The sequence below is a fragment of the Gammaproteobacteria bacterium genome, assembly GCA_016712635.1.
GTDB lineage: Bacteria > Pseudomonadota > Gammaproteobacteria > SZUA-140 > SZUA-140 > JADJWH01.
In genome coordinates, this window is sequence record JADJQS010000002.1 from 647526 (window position 1) to 667331 (window position 19806).

Consider the following 19806-nt stretch of genomic DNA (forward strand, 5'->3'; position numbering starts at 1 on the left):
GGCAATGGTTAGATTGGAACGGACTCCCGCGGCTGGCCGCGCCGAAACATGGAGCTTCCGTGAGCGAACCGGTTACGGATCTGATCCAGGACATCACCGGCCTCGTATCCTTCCCGGCCGTCGGCCTGCGCGTCAACGAGATGGTCAACGACCCCTCCACCACCGCCGCACAGCTCGGCGCGGTGATCAGCCGTGACCCCGCGCTCACGGCGCAACTGCTGCAGATCGCCAACAGCGCCGCCTTCGGCCATTCCGCGCAGATCGACACGGTATCGCGCGCGGTCACGGTGCTCGGCACCCGGCAGATCCGCGACATCGTGCTCGCCGGCGCCGCCATGCACGCCTTCGAGGGCATCCCGAACGAACTGGTCAGCATGGAAGACTTCTGGCGTCACAGCCTGTACTGCGGACTGGCGGCGCGCTTCCTGGCCGAACGGCGCGGCCTGCGCAACACCGAGACGCTGTTCATCGCCGGCATGTTGCACGACGTCGGACAGCTGGTGATCTTCCGCAAGCTGCCGCGGGAATCGAAGCAGGCGCTGCTGCTGTCCATCGAGGGCGACGAGGACTTCGCCCTCCATCACGCCGAGCAGCGCATCCTCGGCTTCGACCACGCGCAGGTGGGCGCGGCGCTGCTGCGCCGGTGGAATTTCCCGTCGCTGCTGGTCGAATGCACGGAGTTCCACCATGCTCCCGCGCTGGCGCGGCAGTTTCCCCTCGAGGCGGCGCTCGTCCACATCGCCAACAGCATCGCGCAGCTGGCCGAGGTCGACAGCGTGCAGGAGGACGACGCCCTGCTCACCGAGCCCGCCGCCTGGGGCACGGCCGGGCTCGAAAAGGACATCATCGAACGGGCCGTGCGCGCCGCGCAGGCGCAGTTCGGGGATGTGCGGGGAATGTTTATGTGACTAAACGTGAGGCGTGAGGCGTGAGGCGTGAGGCGTGAGGCGTGAGGCGTGAGGCGTGAGGCGTGAGGCGTGAGGCGTGAGGCGTGAGGCGTGAGGCGTGAGGCGTGAGGCGTGAGGCGTGAGGCGTGAGGCGTGAGGCGTGAGGCGACAAGAGCATGACGGCTTCATCTTTCCTGTCAACGACTTTGTAGATTCAGATTTTTATTTTTTTCTCCTAACCCCTAACCCCTCACGCCTCACCGATTTTCTGCACACTCCGCCGTGCGCACCTCGACACGATCCGCAGCGGCGACTGCCCGCACAACGTCGGTACCCAGCGGGATGAATTCGCCGGGACCCAGATCCCAGCGGTCATGGCGGAAGAAGGCGCCGTGCGTGACGCGGATCGTACCGACCGGTGCGCCGGCGGCGTCCAGCACGTCGAACAGCAGCTCCGCGCCGCGGCAGTCCGCCAGGGCCTGCACCCAGCCGGCCACCGAAAGCCCGTGCGCGCCGCCGCGCTGCAGCTTGTAACCGACAATCTGAAAGTAGCCCGAGGGCGCGATATACGTGGCAGCGGATGCGACGAGAGGAAGACAGAGCGCAGCGACGCAGGCCAGCTGGCGCAGGCCGGAGACGTGCATGGAGTTTCGGACTCCGGAAGAACTGGACGGCCTGAGCCGCGGCATCGGTCCCGCTACCCGCCCGTCAGATCACCGCGTCGAAGCCTTCGAACTGCGGCGGCCCCAGATAGAGGTCCCTGGATGCGCCGGCGCCGGCATGCGCGCGGCGGAACGCCTCCGAGCGCGTCCACGCCTCGAACGCGGCGCGGGAATCCCACAACGAATGCGACGCGAACAGTGTGCCCTGCCCGTCCCCGGCCCCCCGGAGCAGGTGAAACTCGCGGAATCCGGGCACCCCTTCGAGATGGCTCTCGCGGTTCTTCCACACGGCGATAAAGTCCTCTTCGCGCCCGGGCGCGATCCGGAACCGGTTCATCGCGACAAACATGCCCCCTCCGATTTTCATTCCGCGGCAGTGCGGCGCCATCGACCTCAGCGGCATCACCCCGCAAACTGCGCCATCACGTCCTTCACCTTGCCGAGCGAATAGGGCTTGACGACAAAGCCTTTGGCGCCCAGCTTGATCGCCTGCTTCACATTATCCACCGTACTGTGCGCGCTGACCATGACGATCTCGATCTTCGGGGCCTCCTGCTTCAGGGCCTGCATCACCTCGAAGCCGTTCTCGCCGGACAATTCGATGTCCACAAACACCACGTCGATCCTGGCCTTCTTCAGCATAAGCTCCGCCGCCGCCTGGTCCGCCACCGTATGCACGCGCGGGTAACCGATGGTGCGCAGGGTGGAGGCGAGCAGATCGCGCGCCGACGGATCGTCATCGATTACAAGTATCTGGATAGTATCCATGCAGTCATCCTGTGTGGCCGGCGCGGTCGCGCCGCGTATCCCGTAACCGCCTCAACCCGCGGCCCTGGCGGTATCGCCGGACCAGAGCGCCCGGGAGACCTCGTCATTGAATCCTTGCACAGCCGCAGCGATGGAGTCAAAGCGCGCCTCCGCAATCTGCGCCTCGATCCTGCCCGCCGCGATGCCGGCCTCCGCATGGCCGAAGGCGCCCGCCGAGCCCTTGATGCGATGGGCGAGCCGGCGCATCTCATCCCAGTCTCCGCGCGCGGCCCAGGCCGCCATGGCCTCCGGAGCACCCGCCAGCATCGTCATGAACACGGCGCGCGCCTTCAGGTAATCGGGGTCGTGTTCGAGCCGGGCGCCCTCATCCGCATCCGCCGCGCCGTCAAGATACCTGCCGAGCAGGCCGAGCAACTGCCGCCCCTCGAACGGCTTCGGCAGATAGTCGGTGCAACCCGCGGCCCGGCATCGTTCCGCCAGACCGCTCCCGGCATTGGCCGACAGGACGATGATCGGCTTCCTGAACCCCGCCTTGCGCAGCCACTCTGCGGCCTCGAGGCCGCCCATCTCGGGCATCTGCAAGTCCGTCACCAGCAGATCATACTCGCCGGCCAGGGCCTGTTCCACCGCCTGCCTGCCGTTCTCCACCATTGTGAGATCGACATCCGTGCCGCGCAGGTAGAGTGCGATCAGGCGCTGGATGTTTGTGTCGTCCTCCGCGACCAGGACGCGCCCGCGCAGCATCGGCGCCTCCGTGGCGGCCTCCGGCGCGGCTTCCGCCCCGCGCTCGCGCGGCCACGCATAAACCAGTTCGTCGTCTTGCGCCATGCCCGTCGGGAGTGTCACGGCGAAGCGGCTGCCGCGCCCGGGTGCGCTGTCCACGGCGATCGATCCGCCGAGCTTCTCCGCCAGCTGCTTGGAGATATACAGTCCCAGACCGGTCCCGCCGTATTTCCTCGTGGTCGATGCGTCGGCCTGGGTGAAGGGCCGGAACAACGTTCTGCTCTGATCCTCGGAGAGGCCGATGCCGGAATCCTCCACCGTGAAGCGGATCTCGCGCCGCTCCGCCGCGTAACCGATCATGACCCTGACGAAACCGTGCGCGGTGAATTTGATGGCGTTGCCGCACAGGTTGAGCAGGATCTGGGTCAGCCGGGTCGGGTCGGTGGAGATCCGGGCGGGCACCGGGAACTCGCAGTGCAGCGCGAAATCGAGCCCCTTCTTGCGCGCCTCCAGCAGCATCACGGCGTTCACCCGCGCCGCGATCTCCAGCGGAGAGACGGGGAGCGTTTCCAGTTCATGGCGGTCCGACTCCAGCTTTGACAGGTCGAGTATGTTGTTGATGATCTCCAGCAGGTGCCGACCCGCGGTGTGGATGGTCGTCAGCGCGTCACGGTACTCGCCCGCATCCAGGCCGGCGCCCGCGCGGCCGCCCAGCTCGGCGAAGCCGATGATCGAGGTCAGCGGGGTGCGGATCTCATGGCTGATGTTCGCGATGAACTGGCTCTTGGCCTGGTTCGCGGTCTCCGCCTCCAGGCGCGCCTTCTTCAGGTCCGCGGTGCGCTGGTCGACGATCTGTTCCAGATTGCGGTTCTGTTCGCGCAGCAGGTGGTACAGGACTTGGCTCTCGATGGTGTTGGCCGCGTTGAGCAGGATCATCGAGAGCACATGCATGGTCGAATCCTTGACGTCGCCGAGCGGACTGTCGAGAAATCCGATGAACATGCCGCGGATGCGGGACCGTGTCGACATGACGTGCGTGACCGTCGTGAAGCGCCGGTCATGCGAACGGCCGAGCAGCGCATGGGTCTGCGTCAGCGCCCAGCCGAAGGTGCCGGCCTCGATCTGGTGATCCATCTCCTGCTGGATATAGGGCGTGCTGTCCTCGGGGAGGCAGTTGTGCAGGACGAAGCTCTGGTCTGTCTCGTCGACGCGGGCGAAGCCGAGGCTGGTGAAACCGTACAGTTTCTGCAGGCGGCGCAGCACGTCGCGCAGGATCGCGTCCGGATCGACGCCGGCCTCCGGGCGCGCGCGCTCCTCCGCCAGCGTGAGGCCCGCCTCCAGCGCGTTCTCATACCACTCGCGCTGCGACTCCACCTCCGCGATACAGGGTTCGATGCCGTCCACCATGGCAATCAGTCCGCGGCCTGGTCGATCAGGGCGAGCGCATCGCCGTACTGGTATTCGAGCTGCTTGAGCACGGCGGGCAGGATACTTTCCGGCAGCGACAGGCGCTGCCAGGCCTCCGCGCTGAGCGGCGGGACATAGCGTTCACCGCTGCTGCCCATCTCCATGGCATGGGCGATGATGTCGGCGAGGTGGATCAGCGCGGCGGACACGCCGGCCTCGGGGGTGCTCGCCGCATCGGCGGGGCGATGATGGCGCGCCACCGGCTCGGACAGCGCCGGCGGCAGCTTCCATGCCTCCAGCAGCGCGCCGCTGACATCCGCGTGATTGAAGCCGAGCAGCTTCTTCTCGAGCGGGTAGAGCAGGCAGTTCTCCGCCTCGCGCTGCGCGAACAGCTGCCGGCATTGGTCCGGTATCTCCGTGTACATGATGAGCCGTCCGATGTCGTGCAGCAGTCCGGCCACGAAAAAGTGCTCGACGTTGCTGGCACGCCGGTAGGTGGCCAGGATGCGCGCCGCGACGGCGCAGGCGAGGCTGTGGCGCCAGAAGGACTCCATGGTCACGAGCTCCTGCGGAACGCCCTTGAACAGGTCGATGACCGAGGTCGCGAGCGCGATATCCCGCAGCTGCTTGCCGCCGATCACCGTCACCGCGCGGGTGACGGTGTCTATCTTGGACGGGAAGCCGTAGAAGGCGCTGTTCGCCACGCGCAGGAGCCGGACCGCCAGGCCGGGATCATCGCTGATCACGTTCGCGATATCGCGGTTCGAGCTGCGCGCGTCGTTCACCACATTCTGCAGCCGCAGGAATACGGACGGCAGGGAGGAAACTGTTTTGGAGCGCGCGACCAGGCTCTGGGGAGTGAGCACGGCTATCCCTCCCGTTCCGTACCGTCCAGCGCCTGCCGGACCCGGTGGCGGTAGAGCTCGGCCAGCGCGGGATGGGAGAGGTCGGCGTGGCGGAACAGGTCCCGCAGCCCTTCCTCCACCGCGCGGATCTGCTCCGGGTCGGCGGCGGGCGTGTCGTCCGCCCCCGCCACGGCCTGCGCATCCTGCGTGATGTTGACCGTCAGGATGCCCCAGGTCTTCAGGATCCTGAGGTTCTTGTCCGTGATCTCGCTGCCGGCCCGCATCAGGATGCGCCCGTTCATGTGCACGACGTCCTCCAGCAGGACCATGCCCGGCTCGATCTTTTCCATCCCCAGGTGCGGCATATTCAATGACCCGTCATGCAGCCTGATCCGTGGACCGGTGAGGTGCGCCCGCTCGCGGACGCATGGCCGCCTCGTGATCTCGCGCCCAGGTGGGAGGCCATCAGCGGGAATCCAGCGTTGGGTTCATGACCGGCTCTCTCCATATATATGTCGTGGACGGGGACATTTCCGTTCACAAGTTTTTTGTTTTCAATCAGTTGACAGAATATCCCCGTTCCGGACCGTGGCGGCCCCGCGCTACCGGACCGAAATCCGTCTGTGGACGCACGCCCGGCCACGCGTGGCATTACCCATAGGTATTATCTCGGCATCAGTGGGGAAATCATGATGCGGGATGGCGCAGTGCCGTCCTCGCGCGGGGATAAAAAAAGGGGACGGATTTCAATCCGCCCCCTCGGTACTGCCGCCGTGACGCCGATTGGCGCGGCTACGCCCGCTCCGCCAGCGTCTCCAGCAAGGTCTGCTGGGCCGAGAACGGATGGGCGCGGCCCTTGACGCCGATGCGCTCGTAGCTGCCGTCGGTGTTCAGGGTCCAGGCCTGCAGATTGTCCTTGAGGTAATACTGCAGATCCTTGTACACCCGCTTGCGCAGTGCGGCATCCTGGATCGGGTAGGCGACCTCGACGCGGCGGAACATGTTGCGTTCCATCCAGTCCGCGCTGGAGCAGTAGATCTCGGGCGCGCCGTCGTTCTCGAAATAATAGATGCGCGTGTGCTCGAGGAAGCGCCCGATAAGGGCGCGTACGCGGATGCGCTCCGAGATCCCGGCCAGCCCGGGGCGCAGGCTGCAGATGCCGCGCACGATCAGGTCGATCTCGACGCCGGCCATCGAGGCGGCGTAGAGCGCCTGGATCAGCTGCGGCTCGATCAGCGCATTGACCTTGATGATGATACGCGCGGGCTTGCCCGCCGCGGCGTTGTCCGCCTCGCGCTGGATCTTCTGCAGCAGGCTCTTGTGCAGCGTGAAGGGCGACTGCAGCAGGCGGTTGAGCTTGCTCACCTTGCCGAGGCTGGTGAGCTGCTGGAACACGCTGTGCGCGTCCTCGCCCGTCGCCTTGTCACAGGTAAACAGGCCGTAATCGGTGTACAGGCGCGCAGTGCGTGAATGGTAGTTGCCGGTGCTCAGGTGCACATAGTTGTTGAGCTGGCGGCCCTCGCGCCGCACCACCAGCAGTATCTTGGCGTGCGTCTTGTAGCCGACGATGCCGTACACGACATGCGCGCCCGCCTCCTGCAGGCGGTTGGCCAGCTTCACGTTGGCCTCCTCGTCGAAGCGCGCGCGCAGCTCGATCACCACCGTGACCTCCTTGCCGCTGCGCGCCGCGATGACCAGCGAGTCGACGATGGCCGAGTCGGAGCCGGTGCGGTACAGCGTCTGTTTGATGCTGAGCACGTGCGGGTCGGTCGCCGCCTGGCGCACGAACTCGATCACCGGGGCGAAGGATTCGAACGGGTGATGCAGCAGGATGTCGCCCTTGCGTATGGCCTCGAACATGTCGACCCCCGCGACGAGCTGCGCGGGCCGGCTGGGCGTGAACGAGGGGAACTTGAGCTCCGGCCGGTCGACCGTGTCGACGATGTCTATCAGGCGGTGGAGATTGACCGGACCGTCGGCCTGGTAGAGGTCGTCGCGCGTCAGCCCGAACTGCTCGAGCAGGAAGTCGACCAGGTCGTCCGGGCAGTTGTCCGCGATCTCCAGGCGCACGGTGTCGCCGTAGTGGCGCGAGAACAGCTCGCCCTCCACCGCGCGCAGCAGGTCATCGACCTCCTCGTCGTCCACGAACAGGTCGCTGTTGCGCGTGACGCGGAACTGGTAGCAGCCGGTAACGCTCATGCCGTGGAACAGGTCATCGGCGTAGGCGTGGATGATGGAGGACAGGAACACGAAGTCGTGCGGACCGCCCCCGGTCTCCTCCTGCGGCAGGCGGATGATGCGCGGCAAGGCGCGCGGCACCTGCACCACGGCCAGGCCGCTGTTGCGCCCGAAGGCGTCCTTGCCGGTCAGCGAGACGATGAAGTTGAGGCTCTTGTTCAGCATGCGCGGGAACGGGTGCGCGGGATCGAGCCCGAGCGGGCTCAGTATCGGCAGCAGCTCGTCGTGGAAGAATTTGCGCAGCCAGGCTTCCTGTTTCTCCGTCCAGCCGGCACGGCGGATGGTGCGGATGTTGTTTTCGGCGAGCTTCGGCAGCACGACATCGTTGAGGATCTGGTACTGGCGCTTGACCAGCATCTTCGCGCGCGCATGGATCGTCTTCAGCACATCGGCCGGCGCCAGGTTGTCCGGCCCGCCCTGCGAGGAACCCACGCCGACCTTCTGCTTGAATCCGGCCACGCGGATCTCGAAGAACTCGTCGAGGATGATCGAGGCGATGCAGAGGAAACGCAGGCGCTCCAGCAGCGGGATGCTCTCGTCCTCCGACTGGAGCAGCACGCGCCAGTTGAATTCGAGGTGGCTGAGTTCGCGGTTGATGTAGAGGTCGGGCTGCTTCAGGTCCACGTCAGCCGGCCTGGGGGATTTTGATGATTTATCGAGCATATGGCTGAATTGTTACAGGCCCATGACAGTCACGCGCGCTACAGGCATTGATTTTCAAAGTATACCATGGCCGATCGCATCGCCGTTCCGGAGGGATTTCCCGTCTGGTGCTTCATATATCGGACTGACGATCAGCCTCTTGACCGGAAGACCGGCAACAACGGCAACAACGGCAACATTTGAGCTCGTCATTGGCAGTACCCGCCGCCATTTCCATCATCAATGCACCTGGCCGCGACAACCCGCGTTTTTGCATAACCATCTCTCATCGTTATCAACCGTATGATTATGGCGGGACTCATGGCCTTATATACTCACACGCCTCAGGGAAAAGCCAAAAATCCCCGCCCAACACTCTTTGTCATAAACCTGAAATATTCGGGAAACATAATCCGCCCTGTGTTGATAATGCACCGCGGCGCTCTCGAGGCTACTTAGTGCTTGAGACGCCATGTGAATCGCATGCGTTCGCCTGTCGTAAAAATGCGACGCAAAGCTTGTAACGCGGGGCGATTACGGATGTAATACGCACAATCCGTTTCACAAGTGGATTCATAAAACCAAGCAACTATCAGGAAACAACAAGGGAGACTGGAGATGAAAAGAAAGAGTATTGCGATCGCTGTGACGGGCATGCTTGCGCTGCCCCTGTGGGTATCGACCGCTTCGGCCCTGGAGATCTACGGCAAGCTCCACGGCTCGGTCGATCTTTCCAGCAACGACGAAGAGGCCACCGGCCAGGAAGACAGCACGCTGGCATTCACCAACAACGCCTCGCGCATCGGCTTCAAGGGCAAGGAAGAGCTCAGCGAAGACCTGACCGTGACCTACCAGGCCGAGACCGTCATCGACCTCGACTCCGGCGGCTGGGGCGGCGGCCGCAACACCTACGTCGGCCTGATGGGCGGCTTCGGCGAGGTGCGCGCGGGACTGCACGACAGCCCCTACAAGAGCGCCACCTACGACATGTTCAGCGATACCCGCGCCGACTACAACGCGATCATCGGCAATGTGCATGGCAGCGTGCTCTTCGATGAGCGTACCCCGAACACCATCCTGTACATCTCGCCCGACATGAGCGGCTTCCAGTTCCAGGGTGCGTACATCCTGGGTAACGCCGCCGCCGACGATGACCTGCCGGACGCCGAGGAGCCCGACAACACCGGCATCAGCCTCGCCGGCATGTACAACCAGGGTCCGCTGTCGCTGAGCGTCGCGATGGAGACCTTCGGCATCCAGGCAGAGACCGGCGAGCCGACCGACGATGCGCAGGCGGTCAAGCTGGGCGCGGGTTGGGATCTCGGCCAGGGCACCAAGCTCAGCTTCATCTTCGAGTCGGCCGAGTCTGGCGTCACCGACGAAAGCCGCGACGCCTTCTACATCGGCGCGATGCACAAGATGAGCGACAACACGACGCTGAAGGCGGCCGTCGGACAGGCCGATGGTCTCGACAGCGACAGTGACTTTAATGAAGATACCGGTGCGACGTACCTGGCGCTGGGCATCTCGCAGAAGATGTCGAAGGACACCGAGCTCTACGCGCTGTTCGCCAGCGTCAGCAACGATGACGAGGGTGAGTACAGGCTGGACGGCGTCGGCTTCCCCGGCACTGCCACGGGCCCGACGATCTCCTCGTTCAGCTTCGGTATCGTCAAGAACTTCAGCGGCAAGTTCATGTAATCCGAACTTTCCCCTGGTTCTATCCCGCGGGGCGCCTCAGGGCGCCCCTTTTTTAATCCCTGGTATTCGAACGATCGGAGAGATATCGCGTGATGCATGACACCGCCTCCGGGTGCATGTCGAAAACGGCGCAATAAGCCGCACTAATGAGCCTGTATTTCTCAAGCAGCAGAACCTTGCCGCCCTTCTGTCTATGCAGAACGATCCATGACATCCGGCCTTTCGATCATGCGCCGACGCAAGCGTCGTGGATCCGCCCGCGGACAATGAGGCGCAGGGTTCGCGCGGCGGCGGCGGGCTGGACGCGCTGTGCTGTCTCGCCCTGCTGCCCTGGGCGCTCGGCCGCCGCGCGCGGAAGCCTATCTGCCCAGCGTGCTCATGATGCCGCGGACGGCGGCGGGGAGATCCGCCGGCAGGACGACGATCTTGGAGTTCGGCGAGAGGGACAGATGCCTGACCGCCTCGATGTATTTTTCACCCAGCAGGTAGACGGCCGGCAGTTCCTGGTCGCGTATCGCCTGGCTCACCTTGTCGATCGCCGTCTGGCTCGCCTCGGCCAGCACCACCTGCGCCTGCGCATCGCGCCGCGAGGCCTCGAGCCTGCCCTCGGCCTGCAGGATCGCGGCCGTCTTGTCGCCCTCCGCGCGCGTCACCGTCGCGCGCCGCTGGCGCTCGGCGGCGGCCTGCTCCTCCATCGCCTTCTGCATGGTCTGCGACGGATTGATGTCCTGGATCTCCACCGTCTTCAGCGTGATGCCCCAGTCGGCGATGTCGTCCGAGATGCCGGTCTTGAGCCGGGCCTTGATCAGATCGCGCGAGGACAGCGCGTCGTCGAGGTCCATCTCGCCGATGATCGCGCGCAGCGAGGTCTGCACCAGGGTGCGGATGGCGAGCGCGTAGTCCTCCACGCCGTACACCGCCTTCTCGGGTGCGATGATGTTGATGTAGGCGACCGCGTTGGCGATGATCACGGCATTGTCCCGGGTGATAACCTCCTGCGAGGGAATATCGAGCACGATGTCCTTGGTCGTGACCTTGTACGCCACGCTGTCGATGTAGGGGACGATGACGTTGAGGCCCGGGCCGAGCGTGGTGTGGTATTTGCCCAGCCGCTGCACCACGTGCTTGAAGCCCTGCGGCACGATGCGCACGCCGAGCCCGATGGTGATGATCACCAGTACGACGAAGACCGCTACGACTATCATGGATGTTTACCCCCTGTCGGCAGATTGATCCGTACGGCGCTCACCGCTTCTCGACGATGAGGGTATTCCCGGAGATGTCCTTGACGAAGACGCGGTCGCCGGGCTCGACGCCCTGCTCGCACAGGAACGGCCATTCCTCCGCGCCCAGCAGCGGCGTCGAGAAACGCACCACGCCGCGTGTCCTGCCGGCCGGCACGCGGATGACCTGGCCGCTTTCCCCGACGATCGCCTCGCGCGGGATGCCGGCCTTGGTCCGGTCGGTCATCAGCGGCTTGATATAGCGGAACCAGAGGAAGGCGAACAGCGAGGACGACAGCGCCCACAGGAGCAATTGCGCGCCGGGGCCGAGCGCGGGGTGGAACCACAGCACGGCGGCCACTACCATGGCGCCGAGGCCGAACCAGAAGATGAAGAAGCTCGCGAGGAAGATCTCGGCGATCATCAGCAGCATGCCGAGGACCAGCCAGTGCCAGTCGTGGATCCCGTAGTCCATCCGCCGCCCCTCTCCGTTGAAAACGCCGTGCCGCCACTGCCACGCCTGTGCACCGCATAAAATACCGTAAACGGCCACCGGCCGACAGTGTCCCCGTCCGCGCCGCTGAATCCCGCGGCGATACGCCCGCGGCCGGGTCCCAGGCCGCCTGAACTCGAACGGCGCGCCGCCTGTCATACAATGGAGCCGCCGCGCCCATCGACACGCGCGGTGTTTTTTTGTTACGGTAGAAGATTGTATCCGGTCTATTTCACCACTCCCGACAAGGAGATAGTCGTGCCCGCCGCATCCCGCGCCCGCCTTTCCCGCCGTGCAGCCCCGCTCCTCGCCCTGCTGCTTTCCCTCGCGGCGGCGGGTCACGCGATCGCGGCCACCCAGGTGATCGTCGCCCCGGCCCGGGTCGAACGCCTCGACGACCGCATCGAGGCGCTGGGCACGCTCAGGTCCAGCGAGTCGGTGCAGATCTCGTCCTCGATCACCGAGACCGTGAGTGCGGTCTACTTCGACGACGGCGACCGCGTCCCCGCGGGCAAGCCGCTGGTGGAGATGACCAGCGACGAGGAGCACGCGCAGCTCGAAGAGGCGCGCGCGACCGTCGACGAGGCGCGCCGCCAGTACGAGCGCGTACAGTCGCTGCAGGAACAGGGCACCGCGGCCGCCTCGCTGCTCGATGAGCGCCAGCGCGACCTGGAGACCGCGCGGGCGCGCCTCGGCGCGATCGAATCGCGCCTCAAGGACCGTATCATCAAGGCGCCGTTCGCCGGCGTGATCGGCCTGCGCAACGTGAGCGTGGGGGCGCTGGTGGAACCCGGCGACCTGATCGCCACCCTGGATGACGACAACCGGATGAAGCTGGAGTTTTCCGTGCCGAGCCTCTACCTCGGCAGCCTCGCGACCGGTCTGCCGGTGGTCGCCGTCACGGCGGCCTTCGGCGCGCGCGAGTTCCACGGCGCGGTCACCGCCGTGGACAGCCGCGTCGATCCGGTCACGCGCTCCGTGCTGGTACGCGCCATCCTGCCCAACCCCGACCGCAGCCTCAGGCCCGGCCTGCTGATGCAGGTGCACCTGCTGCGCAACGTCAGGGACGGCATCGTGATCCCGGAAGAGGCACTGATGCCGCTCGGCGACAGGCAGTTCGTGCTGGTGGTGAACGAGGCGGACAACAACACGGTGGAACGCCGCGAGGTGCGCCTGGGCGCGCGCCGGCCGGGCCAGGCCGAGATCCTGGAGGGGCTGCGGGCGGGCGAGAAGGTGATCACCCACGGCACCACGCGGGTGAAGCCGGGTGACCAGGTCGCCGTCGCGGCGGTGGACGACGGCACGGTGCCGCTGCGCGAACTGCTGGAGAAGATGCCGTAATGCTGCTGTCGGACATCTCGGTCAAGCGGCCGGTCTTCGCGACCGTGCTGTCGCTGCTGCTGATCGCCTTCGGCCTGGTGTCCTTCGAGCGCCTGCCGCTGCGCGAGTATCCCGACATCGACTCGCCGGTGGTATCGATCGAGGTGGCCTACCGGGGCGCCTCCGCCAGCGTGATCGAGACCCGCATCACCAAGCTGATCGAGGACCGCATCGCCGGCGTCGAGGGCATCCGCTTCATCGAATCCATCAGCGAGGACGGCCGCTCGCGCGTCACCATCGAGTTCGAGGTGGACCGCGACATCGACGCCGCCGCCAACGACGTGCGCGACCGCGTCGCCGGCATCCTCGACGACCTGCCGGACGAGGCGGACCCGCCCGAGATCCAGAAGGTCGACAGCAACGAGGACGTCATCATGTGGCTCAACCTCGAGAGCGACCGCATGAGCGTGCCGGAGCTGACCGATTACGCCGACCGCTACCTGGTCGACCGCTTCTCGGTGCTGGGAGGCGTGGCCCGCGTGCGCATCGGCGGCGAGCAGATCTACGCCATGCGCGTCTGGCTCGACCGCCAGGCGCTGGCGGCGCGCAACCTTACGGTGACCGAGGTCGAGGACGCGCTGCGCGCCGAGAACATCGAATTGCCGGCCGGCAGCATCGACTCCGGCAACCGCCAGCTGACGGTACGCGTACAGCGGGCCTTCACCTCCCCGGACAGCTTCGCCCGCCTGGTGCTGGCGCGCGGCGAGGGCGGTTACCTGGTCCGCCTGGGCGACGTGGCGCGGGTGGAGCGCGGCACCGAGGAGGACCGCCTGTTCTTCCGCGGCAACGGCATCCCGATGGTCGGCATCGGCATCATCAAGCAGTCGACCGCCAACACACTGGGGGTGGCGCGCCTGGCCAGGGAGGAGGCCGACCGCATCAATGCCACCCTGCCGGAGGGCATGCAGATCCGCCAGAGCTATGATTCCTCGGTGTTCGTCGAAGGGGCCATCCACGAGGTCTACAAGACGCTGTTCATCGCCATCGCCCTGGTGATCGGCGTGATCTACCTGTTCCTCGGCAGCTTCCGCGCCACCCTGGTGCCCGCGGTCACGGTGCCGGTGTCGCTGATCGCCACCTTCACCGTGCTGCAGATCCTCGGCTTCTCCATCAACATCCTGACCCTGCTCGCGCTGGTGCTGGCGATCGGCCTCGTCGTCGACGACGCCATCGTGGTGATCGAGAACATCCACCGCCGCATGGAGCAGTACGGCGAGTCGCGCCTGGTGGCCGCCTATCGCGGCACGCGCCAGGTCGGCTTCGCCGTCATCGCCACCACGATCGTGCTGATCGCGGTATTCGTACCGATCGTATTCCTGCAGGGCGATCTCGGCCGGCTGTTCTCGGAGTTCTCGCTCACCATGGCCGCGGCGGTCGGCTTCTCCGCCTTCGTCGCCCTGTCGCTGTCGCCGATGCTCGCCTCCCGGGTGCTGGGAAGCAGCGCGCGCACCGGCCTGACGCGCGGGATCGACGCGGCCTTCGACAGGGTGCGGCGGGGCTATCATGTCGCGCTGCTCGGGACGCTGCGGCACGCGTGGGTCGTCGGCGTGATCTTCGTCGGCATCCTTGCGGCGGCCATCTGGCTGCTGCGCGAGATCCCGAATGAATACACGCCGAAGGAGGACCGCGGCGCCTTCTTCGTCATGGTGACCGCGCCGGAGGGCGCCTCCTACGAATACATCGCCCGCTACATGGACGAGGTGGAGCGGCGCATGATGCCTCTGGTCGAGGACGGCGAGATCACCCGCCTGCTGGTGCGCGCGCCGACCGCCTTCGGCAACGTCGAAATTTTCAATCGCGGCATCGCCATCGTCGTGCTCAAGGAGTGGGGCGAAAGGCGCCCGGCCTGGGACATCATGGACGACGTGCGTGCACGTCTCGACGGCCTCACCGGCGTGCAGGCCTTCCCCGTGATGCGGCAGGGCTTCGGCGCCCGCACCCGCAAGCCGGTGCAGTTCGTCATCGGCGGCGGCACCTACGAGGAGCTGGCACAGTGGCGCGATATCCTGCTCGAGAAGATCAACGAGGACAACCCCGGTCTGCAGGGCATCGACTGGGATTACAAGGAGACCAAGCCGCAGCTCGGCGTGACCATCGACTACGACCGCGCCGCCGACCTCGGCGTCTCCGTCAGCGCCATCGGCCGCACGCTGGAGACCATGCTGGGCTCGCGCCGCGTCACCACCTATCTCGACGACGGCGAGGAGTACGACGTCATCCTGCAGGGCGAGCGCGCCGCACAGCGCAGTCCCGCCAGCCTGGAGAACATTTATATCCGCTCCGACCGCAGCGGCCAGCTCATCCCGCTCTCGAACCTGGTGACGCTGAACGATTTCGCGGACTCCATCTCGCTCAACCGCTTCAACCGCGTGCGCGCGATCACGATCGAGGCCAACCTGGCCGACGGCCTCGCCCTGGGCGACGCGCTGGACCACCTGGAGAATCTCGCGCGCGAGCACCTGCCGCCGAACGCCATCATCGACTACAAGGGCCAGTCGCGCGATTTCAAGCTCAGCACCGGCTCGATCACCTTCATCTTCCTGCTCGCCCTGGTGGTGGTGTTCCTGGTGCTGGCCGCGCTGTTCGAGAGCTGGATCCATCCGCTCATCATCATCCTCACCGTGCCGCTTGCCATGATCGGCGCCCTGTTCGGCCTGTACGCCTTCGATATGACGCTGAACATCTTCAGCCAGATCGGCCTGCTCATGCTGGTCGGGCTGGCGGCCAAGAACGGCATCCTGATCGTCGAATTCGCCAACCAGCTGCGCGACGCCGGCCGGGCCTTCCGCGACGCGCTGATGGAGGCGTCCGAGGTGCGCCTGCGTCCGATCATCATGACCAACCTGACGACGGCGGCCGGCGCCGTCCCGCTGCTGCTCTCATCCGGGCCGGGCACCGAGACCCGCGCCGTGATCGGCACGGTGATCCTGTGCGGCGTGATCGCGGCGACCTTCTTCACCCTGTTTGTGGTGCCCGTCGCCTACCAGCTTCTGGCGCGGCACACCGGCTCGCCCGGCGACGTCGCGCGGCGGCTGGAGAAGGAGATGTCCGAGCAGCCGGAACCGCGCCGGGATGCGCCGGGAGCAGCCCAGGAGTAGCTGAAGATCGAAGCGGGGAGAGCCGTATTTTACCCGGAACTTCAGGAAGTATTGAGCGGGAACGGCCAATAATGCATCTGTCCCCGCTTCATCCATGAAACACCGCCAGATCCATTGATGGTTGCCGGCGCCGCCGGTCATATCAATTCAGCAAGATGCTCCACGGTATCCGCGTAATATTCCCTGCTGCAATGAATGTCCCAGTCATTGCCCGACGCCCGATAACCATCCAGGCTGAAACCCGTCCTGTCGCAGCACTTATCCTCTGAATGAAAGACGAAATGCGTTTTCCGAAGCATGGCGTTCTCTTCCAGTAGCGCCTTCATGTACGCACGCTTGTGCAGTTTATAGGTGCCGCTCTCGACAAACTCCCTGCCAAACCTGAATACCGCCGCATGCAGCGGCATGTCCGGCGCAGCGATCCATACGATTTTGCTGTACGGCGTTTCGTCCTCTATCTGGCGCGCGAAATTCACCATGATGCGGGCGGGTCTTCTGTAGAAATCCACCACTTGCCCGTCGATACCCGTGATGATCGGAACAGTCGGGCTTATTTCATGACCGGAGCAGCCGGCGAAGCCCGCCTTGAGGGGGCCAAACGCACGGATGATGCCATCGCCCGCGAGGCCAAGTCCCACGAGGATCAGGATCTCCGGATGCTCTATACGAACGCGGGCGATCGCCTCCTCGTATTCCTCACTGAAGGTAAATTCCGTCAGCCTGTTGATCCGGATCAGGTCCTGGATCGAATCTTTCAGCCAGTACTGCGGGACATAGGCAATACCGTTGAGCAGCGGCCGTCTTGCCGCGAGGGCGTCCTTGAACCCTGCCAGATGGCTGTTACCCAGCACGACCCGCTGCTTTTCATCCAATGACGGGCCGGGGCGCGAACCATTGAACGTCTCGAGCAAGGCCTCCTCGCAGTCGGGATCGAACTTCCCGCGCGACAGGAGCGAATCATCCCTGTGCGATGGGCCGGGAGATTCCGCCGCGCAGGAGAAAAAGTGCTCCATGACGAAATCAACGCCCCTGGGATTCACATTACGCTGGTTGGGCTCGAAATAGATCCCCTTGAATACGGGGCTGTTGATGAGTTCGTAGGACGGAAAATAATCGACATAGGTGCGATCAGCCGCCACCTCGTCCGCGACGGCCCTTAATACGGATTTTGACGCCATCGTCGCGACAAGGACATGCCTTCCCGAATTGGTCGCGGTCAGGGGCACCGGGGAGACGGTCAGGATGAATCTCAGATCCGCATTGACCACCCGCATCAAATCCAGTGACGCAAGCAGATTGTCCCTGACGTCCTCGAACTTCTGATTGACGAACCGGTGCTGCTGCGGATCAAACTCCCCCGCGATCGTGCCCGGACACGCCGGATATTCGTACAGGCCGTCCCTGTTGATCCAGCTTTCCGTCAATCCAAGCGTGAAAACGAAGTATTTCGCCTGCTCGATGCAGTTGCGAAATGATGCCAATGTCGCGGATTGTGATCGCCTGAGCGCATCGATGTCACTGAATCCGCCGGGTTCGATCGCCGGGCGGAACGGATCGAAGAAGCGTCCATCCCCCTCCCATGCCTCGGCAGGCATGTCCTTTTTCAATAACGCCCATTCCGTCCACTGCCGCAATAACGAGGTCGTATAGATATTCCCTGTCCGGGCCGAGAAGACGTTGTAATTCCTCTTCCTCGCGTCCTCTGCCGACAGGCCCGGCGGGGACGGCTCTGCGGCATACCAGTTGAATCCTCTTGTGACCAGCGCATTACCGATGTGCTGGGCAAAACATGAACCAAAAGTGACGACCCTGTCATCCTGGGACAGCCTGAATTTCGGCATCCACAGATGATCGACATCGAACATGCTCTTTTGCGCGACGGCCGTCTTCCAGAAGGCGTAGCCCGGCAATTGCTCATAGGGATTCATAAGGCACTCCAAGGGACGCGTATGCGCCCTGCGACGCAGGCAGAGTCGACCACAGCGCGCCCGGCCACCTGATCCCGAATGAACATGCGAGGAAGGGCCGGGATGAACATGCCGGGAGACTTTCGAATCCCCGGTCCAGGATAGTCTCAGAATGAAGCTATTTACCCGCGCCTGATGATGGCTGCGCGCCGGAGATATCGAGGGAAATCCGCCTGATGCCCCGGACTTCACCCCGACTGAGACATCAAATCATTTAATTGTGGATTAATAGTGCAGATAACGTGGCAATACCATGCACGTCGCGCACAAGGCGAGGGGCTTTAACCACAATAATTTCGGGACAAACAGAGGATCCCGCCTGGCGAACAGGGTGCAGAACGGGCTTCGGGGATATTGCCGGGAACAAATATGCGCAACTGCTGTCAGTCGTCGAGTTCGCGCGGGCGGACCAGCTCGACCAGGGCCGCGCCGTGCGGTTCCAGCTTCTTCCATCCCTGCCGCACCGTCAGACGCGCGATCGCGCCGGCGGTGAGCAGCTTGCCCGCGGCGTTGCGCGGCGGCGCCTCGGCGCAGAGATGCTCCAGCAGCTCTTCCAGGCCGGGATTGTGGCCGACCAGCAGCAAGGTGCCCGTACGCGCGGGGCAGTCCGCGATCACCGCAAGCAGGGTGGCGAGCGCGGGAAGATAGAGGCGGTCATCGAAGCGGAGCCGCTCCGCCGGCAGCTCGAGCGCCTCCTGCACCGCCTCCGTCGTCTGGCGCGTGCGCAGCGCGGGCGAGCTCAGCACGAGGTCCGGCCTGAGGCCGTGCGCCCGCAGCCAGCGGCCCATGCGCGGCGCGTCGCGCCTCCCGCGCGCGGCGAGCGGCCGCTCGAAGTCGTCGGCGGCCGCGCCGTCGCGGTCCGATTTGGCGTGGCGGAGAATGAGCAGGGTGCGCGTCGTCATACCAGCACCTCCCGATACATGGAAAAAACGGGGACAGATTTATTTATGTAATTTAACCCAAATTTACTAAGAGGAATTACCTAAAAATAAATCTGTCCCCGTTTTATTCCCTTCTTATTACAGCCACTCGAGGCGGATCTTGATCTCCCACCACAGGTCTTCATAGGACTGCGCGGAGCGGCTGTGACCGGCGAAGATGTTCACGGGGGCGCGGCGCAGGCCCATCTGTTCGATCTCGCTGCTGTACGGGATGTGGTTGGTCAGCACGCTGGGCATGCGTTTGGGCAGCTCCTCGACGATGCGGCGGTGCAGCGCCTTGCGCACGTCGACCATGGTGAAGAAGGGCAGTATGCTGAAATCACTCAATCCCTCCTGCTGGCAGAACTGCAGGAGCTGGTCCAGCGTACGCAGCGACAGCGTGGTCGGGATGAGCGGCACCAGCAGCACGTCGGCGGCCATGAAGACGTTTTCCGACAGCAGCGAAATCCCCGGCGGGCAATCGAGAAAGACGTAGTCATAGTCGTCCGCCAGCGGTTTCAGCAGCTTCTCCACCCGCTGCTTCGGCTTCTTCTCGCCGTCCAGGAACAGGTCCATGTTGCGATAGGAGAAATCCGCCGGCACCAGGTCAAGGTTTTCGTAGTCGGTGCCCTTGATCACCTTGTCGAGCGCGAGCTCGTCGCGCACCAGCCCCGCTGCGCCCGGCCCCACTGCGGGCCGGATGCGGAAATAGAAACTCGAGGCCCCCTGCGGATCGAGGTCCCAGACCAGGGTGCGGAAGCCTTCCCGCGCCGACAGATACGAGAGGTTCACCGTCGAGGCCGTCTTGCCCACTCCTCCCTTGATGTTGTAACAGGCGATAACCTTCATTCA

The 19806-nt window shown here is 64.6% G+C and carries 16 protein-coding genes; 4 read left to right on the forward strand and 12 right to left on the reverse strand.

All coding sequences use genetic code 11. From position 1 onward, the window contains the following. Positions 1–59: 59 nt before the first annotated feature. Positions 60–908, forward strand: coding sequence for an HDOD domain-containing protein (locus tag IPK65_06360; protein ID MBK8162767.1), 849 nt, complete (start codon positions 60–62; stop codon positions 906–908). Between the two features lie 236 nt (positions 909–1144). Here IPK65_06360 and IPK65_06365 read toward each other — a convergent pair whose 3' ends face one another. The 7 genes from IPK65_06365 to ppk1 form a co-directional block, all read right to left on the reverse strand. After that, positions 1145–1531, reverse strand: coding sequence for a hypothetical protein (locus IPK65_06365; protein MBK8162768.1), 387 nt, complete (start codon positions 1529–1531; stop codon positions 1145–1147). Positions 1532–1595: 64 nt separating this feature from the next. Then, a complete protein-coding gene (locus IPK65_06370; protein MBK8162769.1) occupies positions 1596–1898 on the reverse strand; it encodes an antibiotic biosynthesis monooxygenase in 303 nt (100 codons plus the stop codon). A 53-nt stretch (positions 1899–1951) separates the two neighbouring features. Beyond that, on the reverse strand, positions 1952–2317 hold the full coding sequence (locus IPK65_06375) for a response regulator (protein ID MBK8162770.1): 366 nt from the start codon (positions 2315–2317) through the stop codon (positions 1952–1954). Positions 2318–2368: 51 nt separating this feature from the next. Further along, a complete protein-coding gene (locus tag IPK65_06380) occupies positions 2369–4447 on the reverse strand; it encodes a response regulator (GenBank protein ID MBK8162771.1) in 2079 nt (692 codons plus the stop codon). 5 nt (positions 4448–4452) lie between these two features. Further along, positions 4453–5313 (reverse strand): HDOD domain-containing protein, encoded by an 861-nt coding sequence (locus IPK65_06385; GenBank protein ID MBK8162772.1) that lies wholly within the window; start codon positions 5311–5313, stop codon positions 4453–4455. A gap of 2 nt (positions 5314–5315) precedes the next feature. After that, positions 5316–5642: a hypothetical protein gene (locus IPK65_06390; protein ID MBK8162773.1), complete on the reverse strand. Its 327-nt coding sequence runs from the start codon at positions 5640–5642 to the stop codon at positions 5316–5318. Positions 5643–6084: 442 nt separating this feature from the next. Then, a complete protein-coding gene (ppk1, locus tag IPK65_06395) occupies positions 6085–8193 on the reverse strand; it encodes a polyphosphate kinase 1 (protein MBK8162774.1) in 2109 nt (702 codons plus the stop codon). 597 nt (positions 8194–8790) lie between these two features. On the opposite strand from ppk1, the gene IPK65_06400 reads away from it, so the two are divergent. Then, positions 8791–9873 carry a porin gene (locus tag IPK65_06400; protein ID MBK8162775.1) on the forward strand — a complete coding sequence of 361 codons (1083 nt, stop codon included), beginning with the start codon at positions 8791–8793 and terminating at the stop codon, positions 9871–9873. Between the two features lie 359 nt (positions 9874–10232). Here IPK65_06400 and IPK65_06405 read toward each other — a convergent pair whose 3' ends face one another. Both IPK65_06405 and IPK65_06410 read right to left on the reverse strand, forming a co-directional pair. After that, entirely contained in the window at positions 10233–11078 is an 846-nt protein-coding gene (locus IPK65_06405; protein MBK8162776.1) for an SPFH/Band 7/PHB domain protein, read from the reverse strand. A 40-nt stretch (positions 11079–11118) separates the two neighbouring features. Continuing rightward, the gene (locus tag IPK65_06410; protein ID MBK8162777.1) at positions 11119–11571 is read right to left on the reverse strand and encodes an NfeD family protein; all 453 of its coding nucleotides are present in this window, start codon (positions 11569–11571) and stop codon (positions 11119–11121) included. A gap of 180 nt (positions 11572–11751) precedes the next feature. Between IPK65_06410 and IPK65_06415 the strand changes: the two genes are divergently transcribed. Continuing rightward, positions 11752–12930, forward strand: coding sequence for an efflux RND transporter periplasmic adaptor subunit (locus IPK65_06415; protein MBK8162778.1), 1179 nt, complete (start codon positions 11752–11754; stop codon positions 12928–12930). Next, the gene (locus IPK65_06420; GenBank protein MBK8162779.1) at positions 12930–16067 is read left to right on the forward strand and encodes an efflux RND transporter permease subunit; all 3138 of its coding nucleotides are present in this window, start codon (positions 12930–12932) and stop codon (positions 16065–16067) included. Before IPK65_06415 ends, IPK65_06420 begins: the two co-directional genes overlap by 1 nt. Positions 16068–16204: 137 nt before the next feature. On the opposite strand, the gene IPK65_06425 is transcribed toward IPK65_06420, so the two are convergent. From IPK65_06425 to IPK65_06435, 3 genes are all read right to left on the reverse strand, one after another. Continuing rightward, the gene (locus tag IPK65_06425; GenBank protein MBK8162780.1) at positions 16205–17995 is read right to left on the reverse strand and encodes a GSCFA domain-containing protein; all 1791 of its coding nucleotides are present in this window, start codon (positions 17993–17995) and stop codon (positions 16205–16207) included. Positions 17996–18417: 422 nt separating this feature from the next. Then, a complete protein-coding gene (locus IPK65_06430) occupies positions 18418–18936 on the reverse strand; it encodes a histidine phosphatase family protein (GenBank protein MBK8162781.1) in 519 nt (172 codons plus the stop codon). A gap of 117 nt (positions 18937–19053) precedes the next feature. Further along, on the reverse strand, positions 19054–19803 hold the full coding sequence (locus IPK65_06435; protein MBK8162782.1) for an AAA family ATPase: 750 nt from the start codon (positions 19801–19803) through the stop codon (positions 19054–19056). Positions 19804–19806: the final 3 nt, after the last annotated feature.

Excerpts from the sequence above, each read along its gene's own strand:
- IPK65_06405 (MBK8162776.1), bottom strand. The coding sequence starts at position 11,078 with ATGATAGTCGTAGCGGTCTTCGTCGTACTGGTGATCATCACCATCGGG.
- IPK65_06425 (MBK8162780.1), bottom strand. The coding sequence starts at position 17,995 with ATGAATCCCTATGAGCAATTGCCGGGCTACGCCTTCTGGAAGACGGCC.
- IPK65_06420 (MBK8162779.1), top strand. The coding sequence starts at position 12,930 with ATGCTGCTGTCGGACATCTCGGTCAAGCGGCCGGTCTTCGCGACCGTG.
- IPK65_06370 (MBK8162769.1), bottom strand. The coding sequence starts at position 1,898 with ATGTTTGTCGCGATGAACCGGTTCCGGATCGCGCCCGGGCGCGAAGAG.
- IPK65_06380 (MBK8162771.1), bottom strand. The coding sequence starts at position 4,447 with ATGGTGGACGGCATCGAACCCTGTATCGCGGAGGTGGAGTCGCAGCGC.
- IPK65_06375 (MBK8162770.1), bottom strand. The coding sequence starts at position 2,317 with ATGGATACTATCCAGATACTTGTAATCGATGACGATCCGTCGGCGCGC.
- IPK65_06435 (MBK8162782.1), bottom strand. The coding sequence starts at position 19,803 with ATGAAGGTTATCGCCTGTTACAACATCAAGGGAGGAGTGGGCAAGACG.
- IPK65_06365 (MBK8162768.1), bottom strand. The coding sequence starts at position 1,531 with ATGCACGTCTCCGGCCTGCGCCAGCTGGCCTGCGTCGCTGCGCTCTGT.
- IPK65_06410 (MBK8162777.1), bottom strand. The coding sequence starts at position 11,571 with ATGGACTACGGGATCCACGACTGGCACTGGCTGGTCCTCGGCATGCTG.
- IPK65_06400 (MBK8162775.1), top strand. The coding sequence starts at position 8,791 with ATGAAAAGAAAGAGTATTGCGATCGCTGTGACGGGCATGCTTGCGCTG.
- IPK65_06430 (MBK8162781.1), bottom strand. The coding sequence starts at position 18,936 with ATGACGACGCGCACCCTGCTCATTCTCCGCCACGCCAAATCGGACCGC.
- ppk1 (MBK8162774.1), bottom strand. The coding sequence starts at position 8,193 with ATGCTCGATAAATCATCAAAATCCCCCAGGCCGGCTGACGTGGACCTG.
- IPK65_06390 (MBK8162773.1), bottom strand. The coding sequence starts at position 5,642 with ATGGAAAAGATCGAGCCGGGCATGGTCCTGCTGGAGGACGTCGTGCAC.
- IPK65_06415 (MBK8162778.1), top strand. The coding sequence starts at position 11,752 with ATGGAGCCGCCGCGCCCATCGACACGCGCGGTGTTTTTTTGTTACGGT.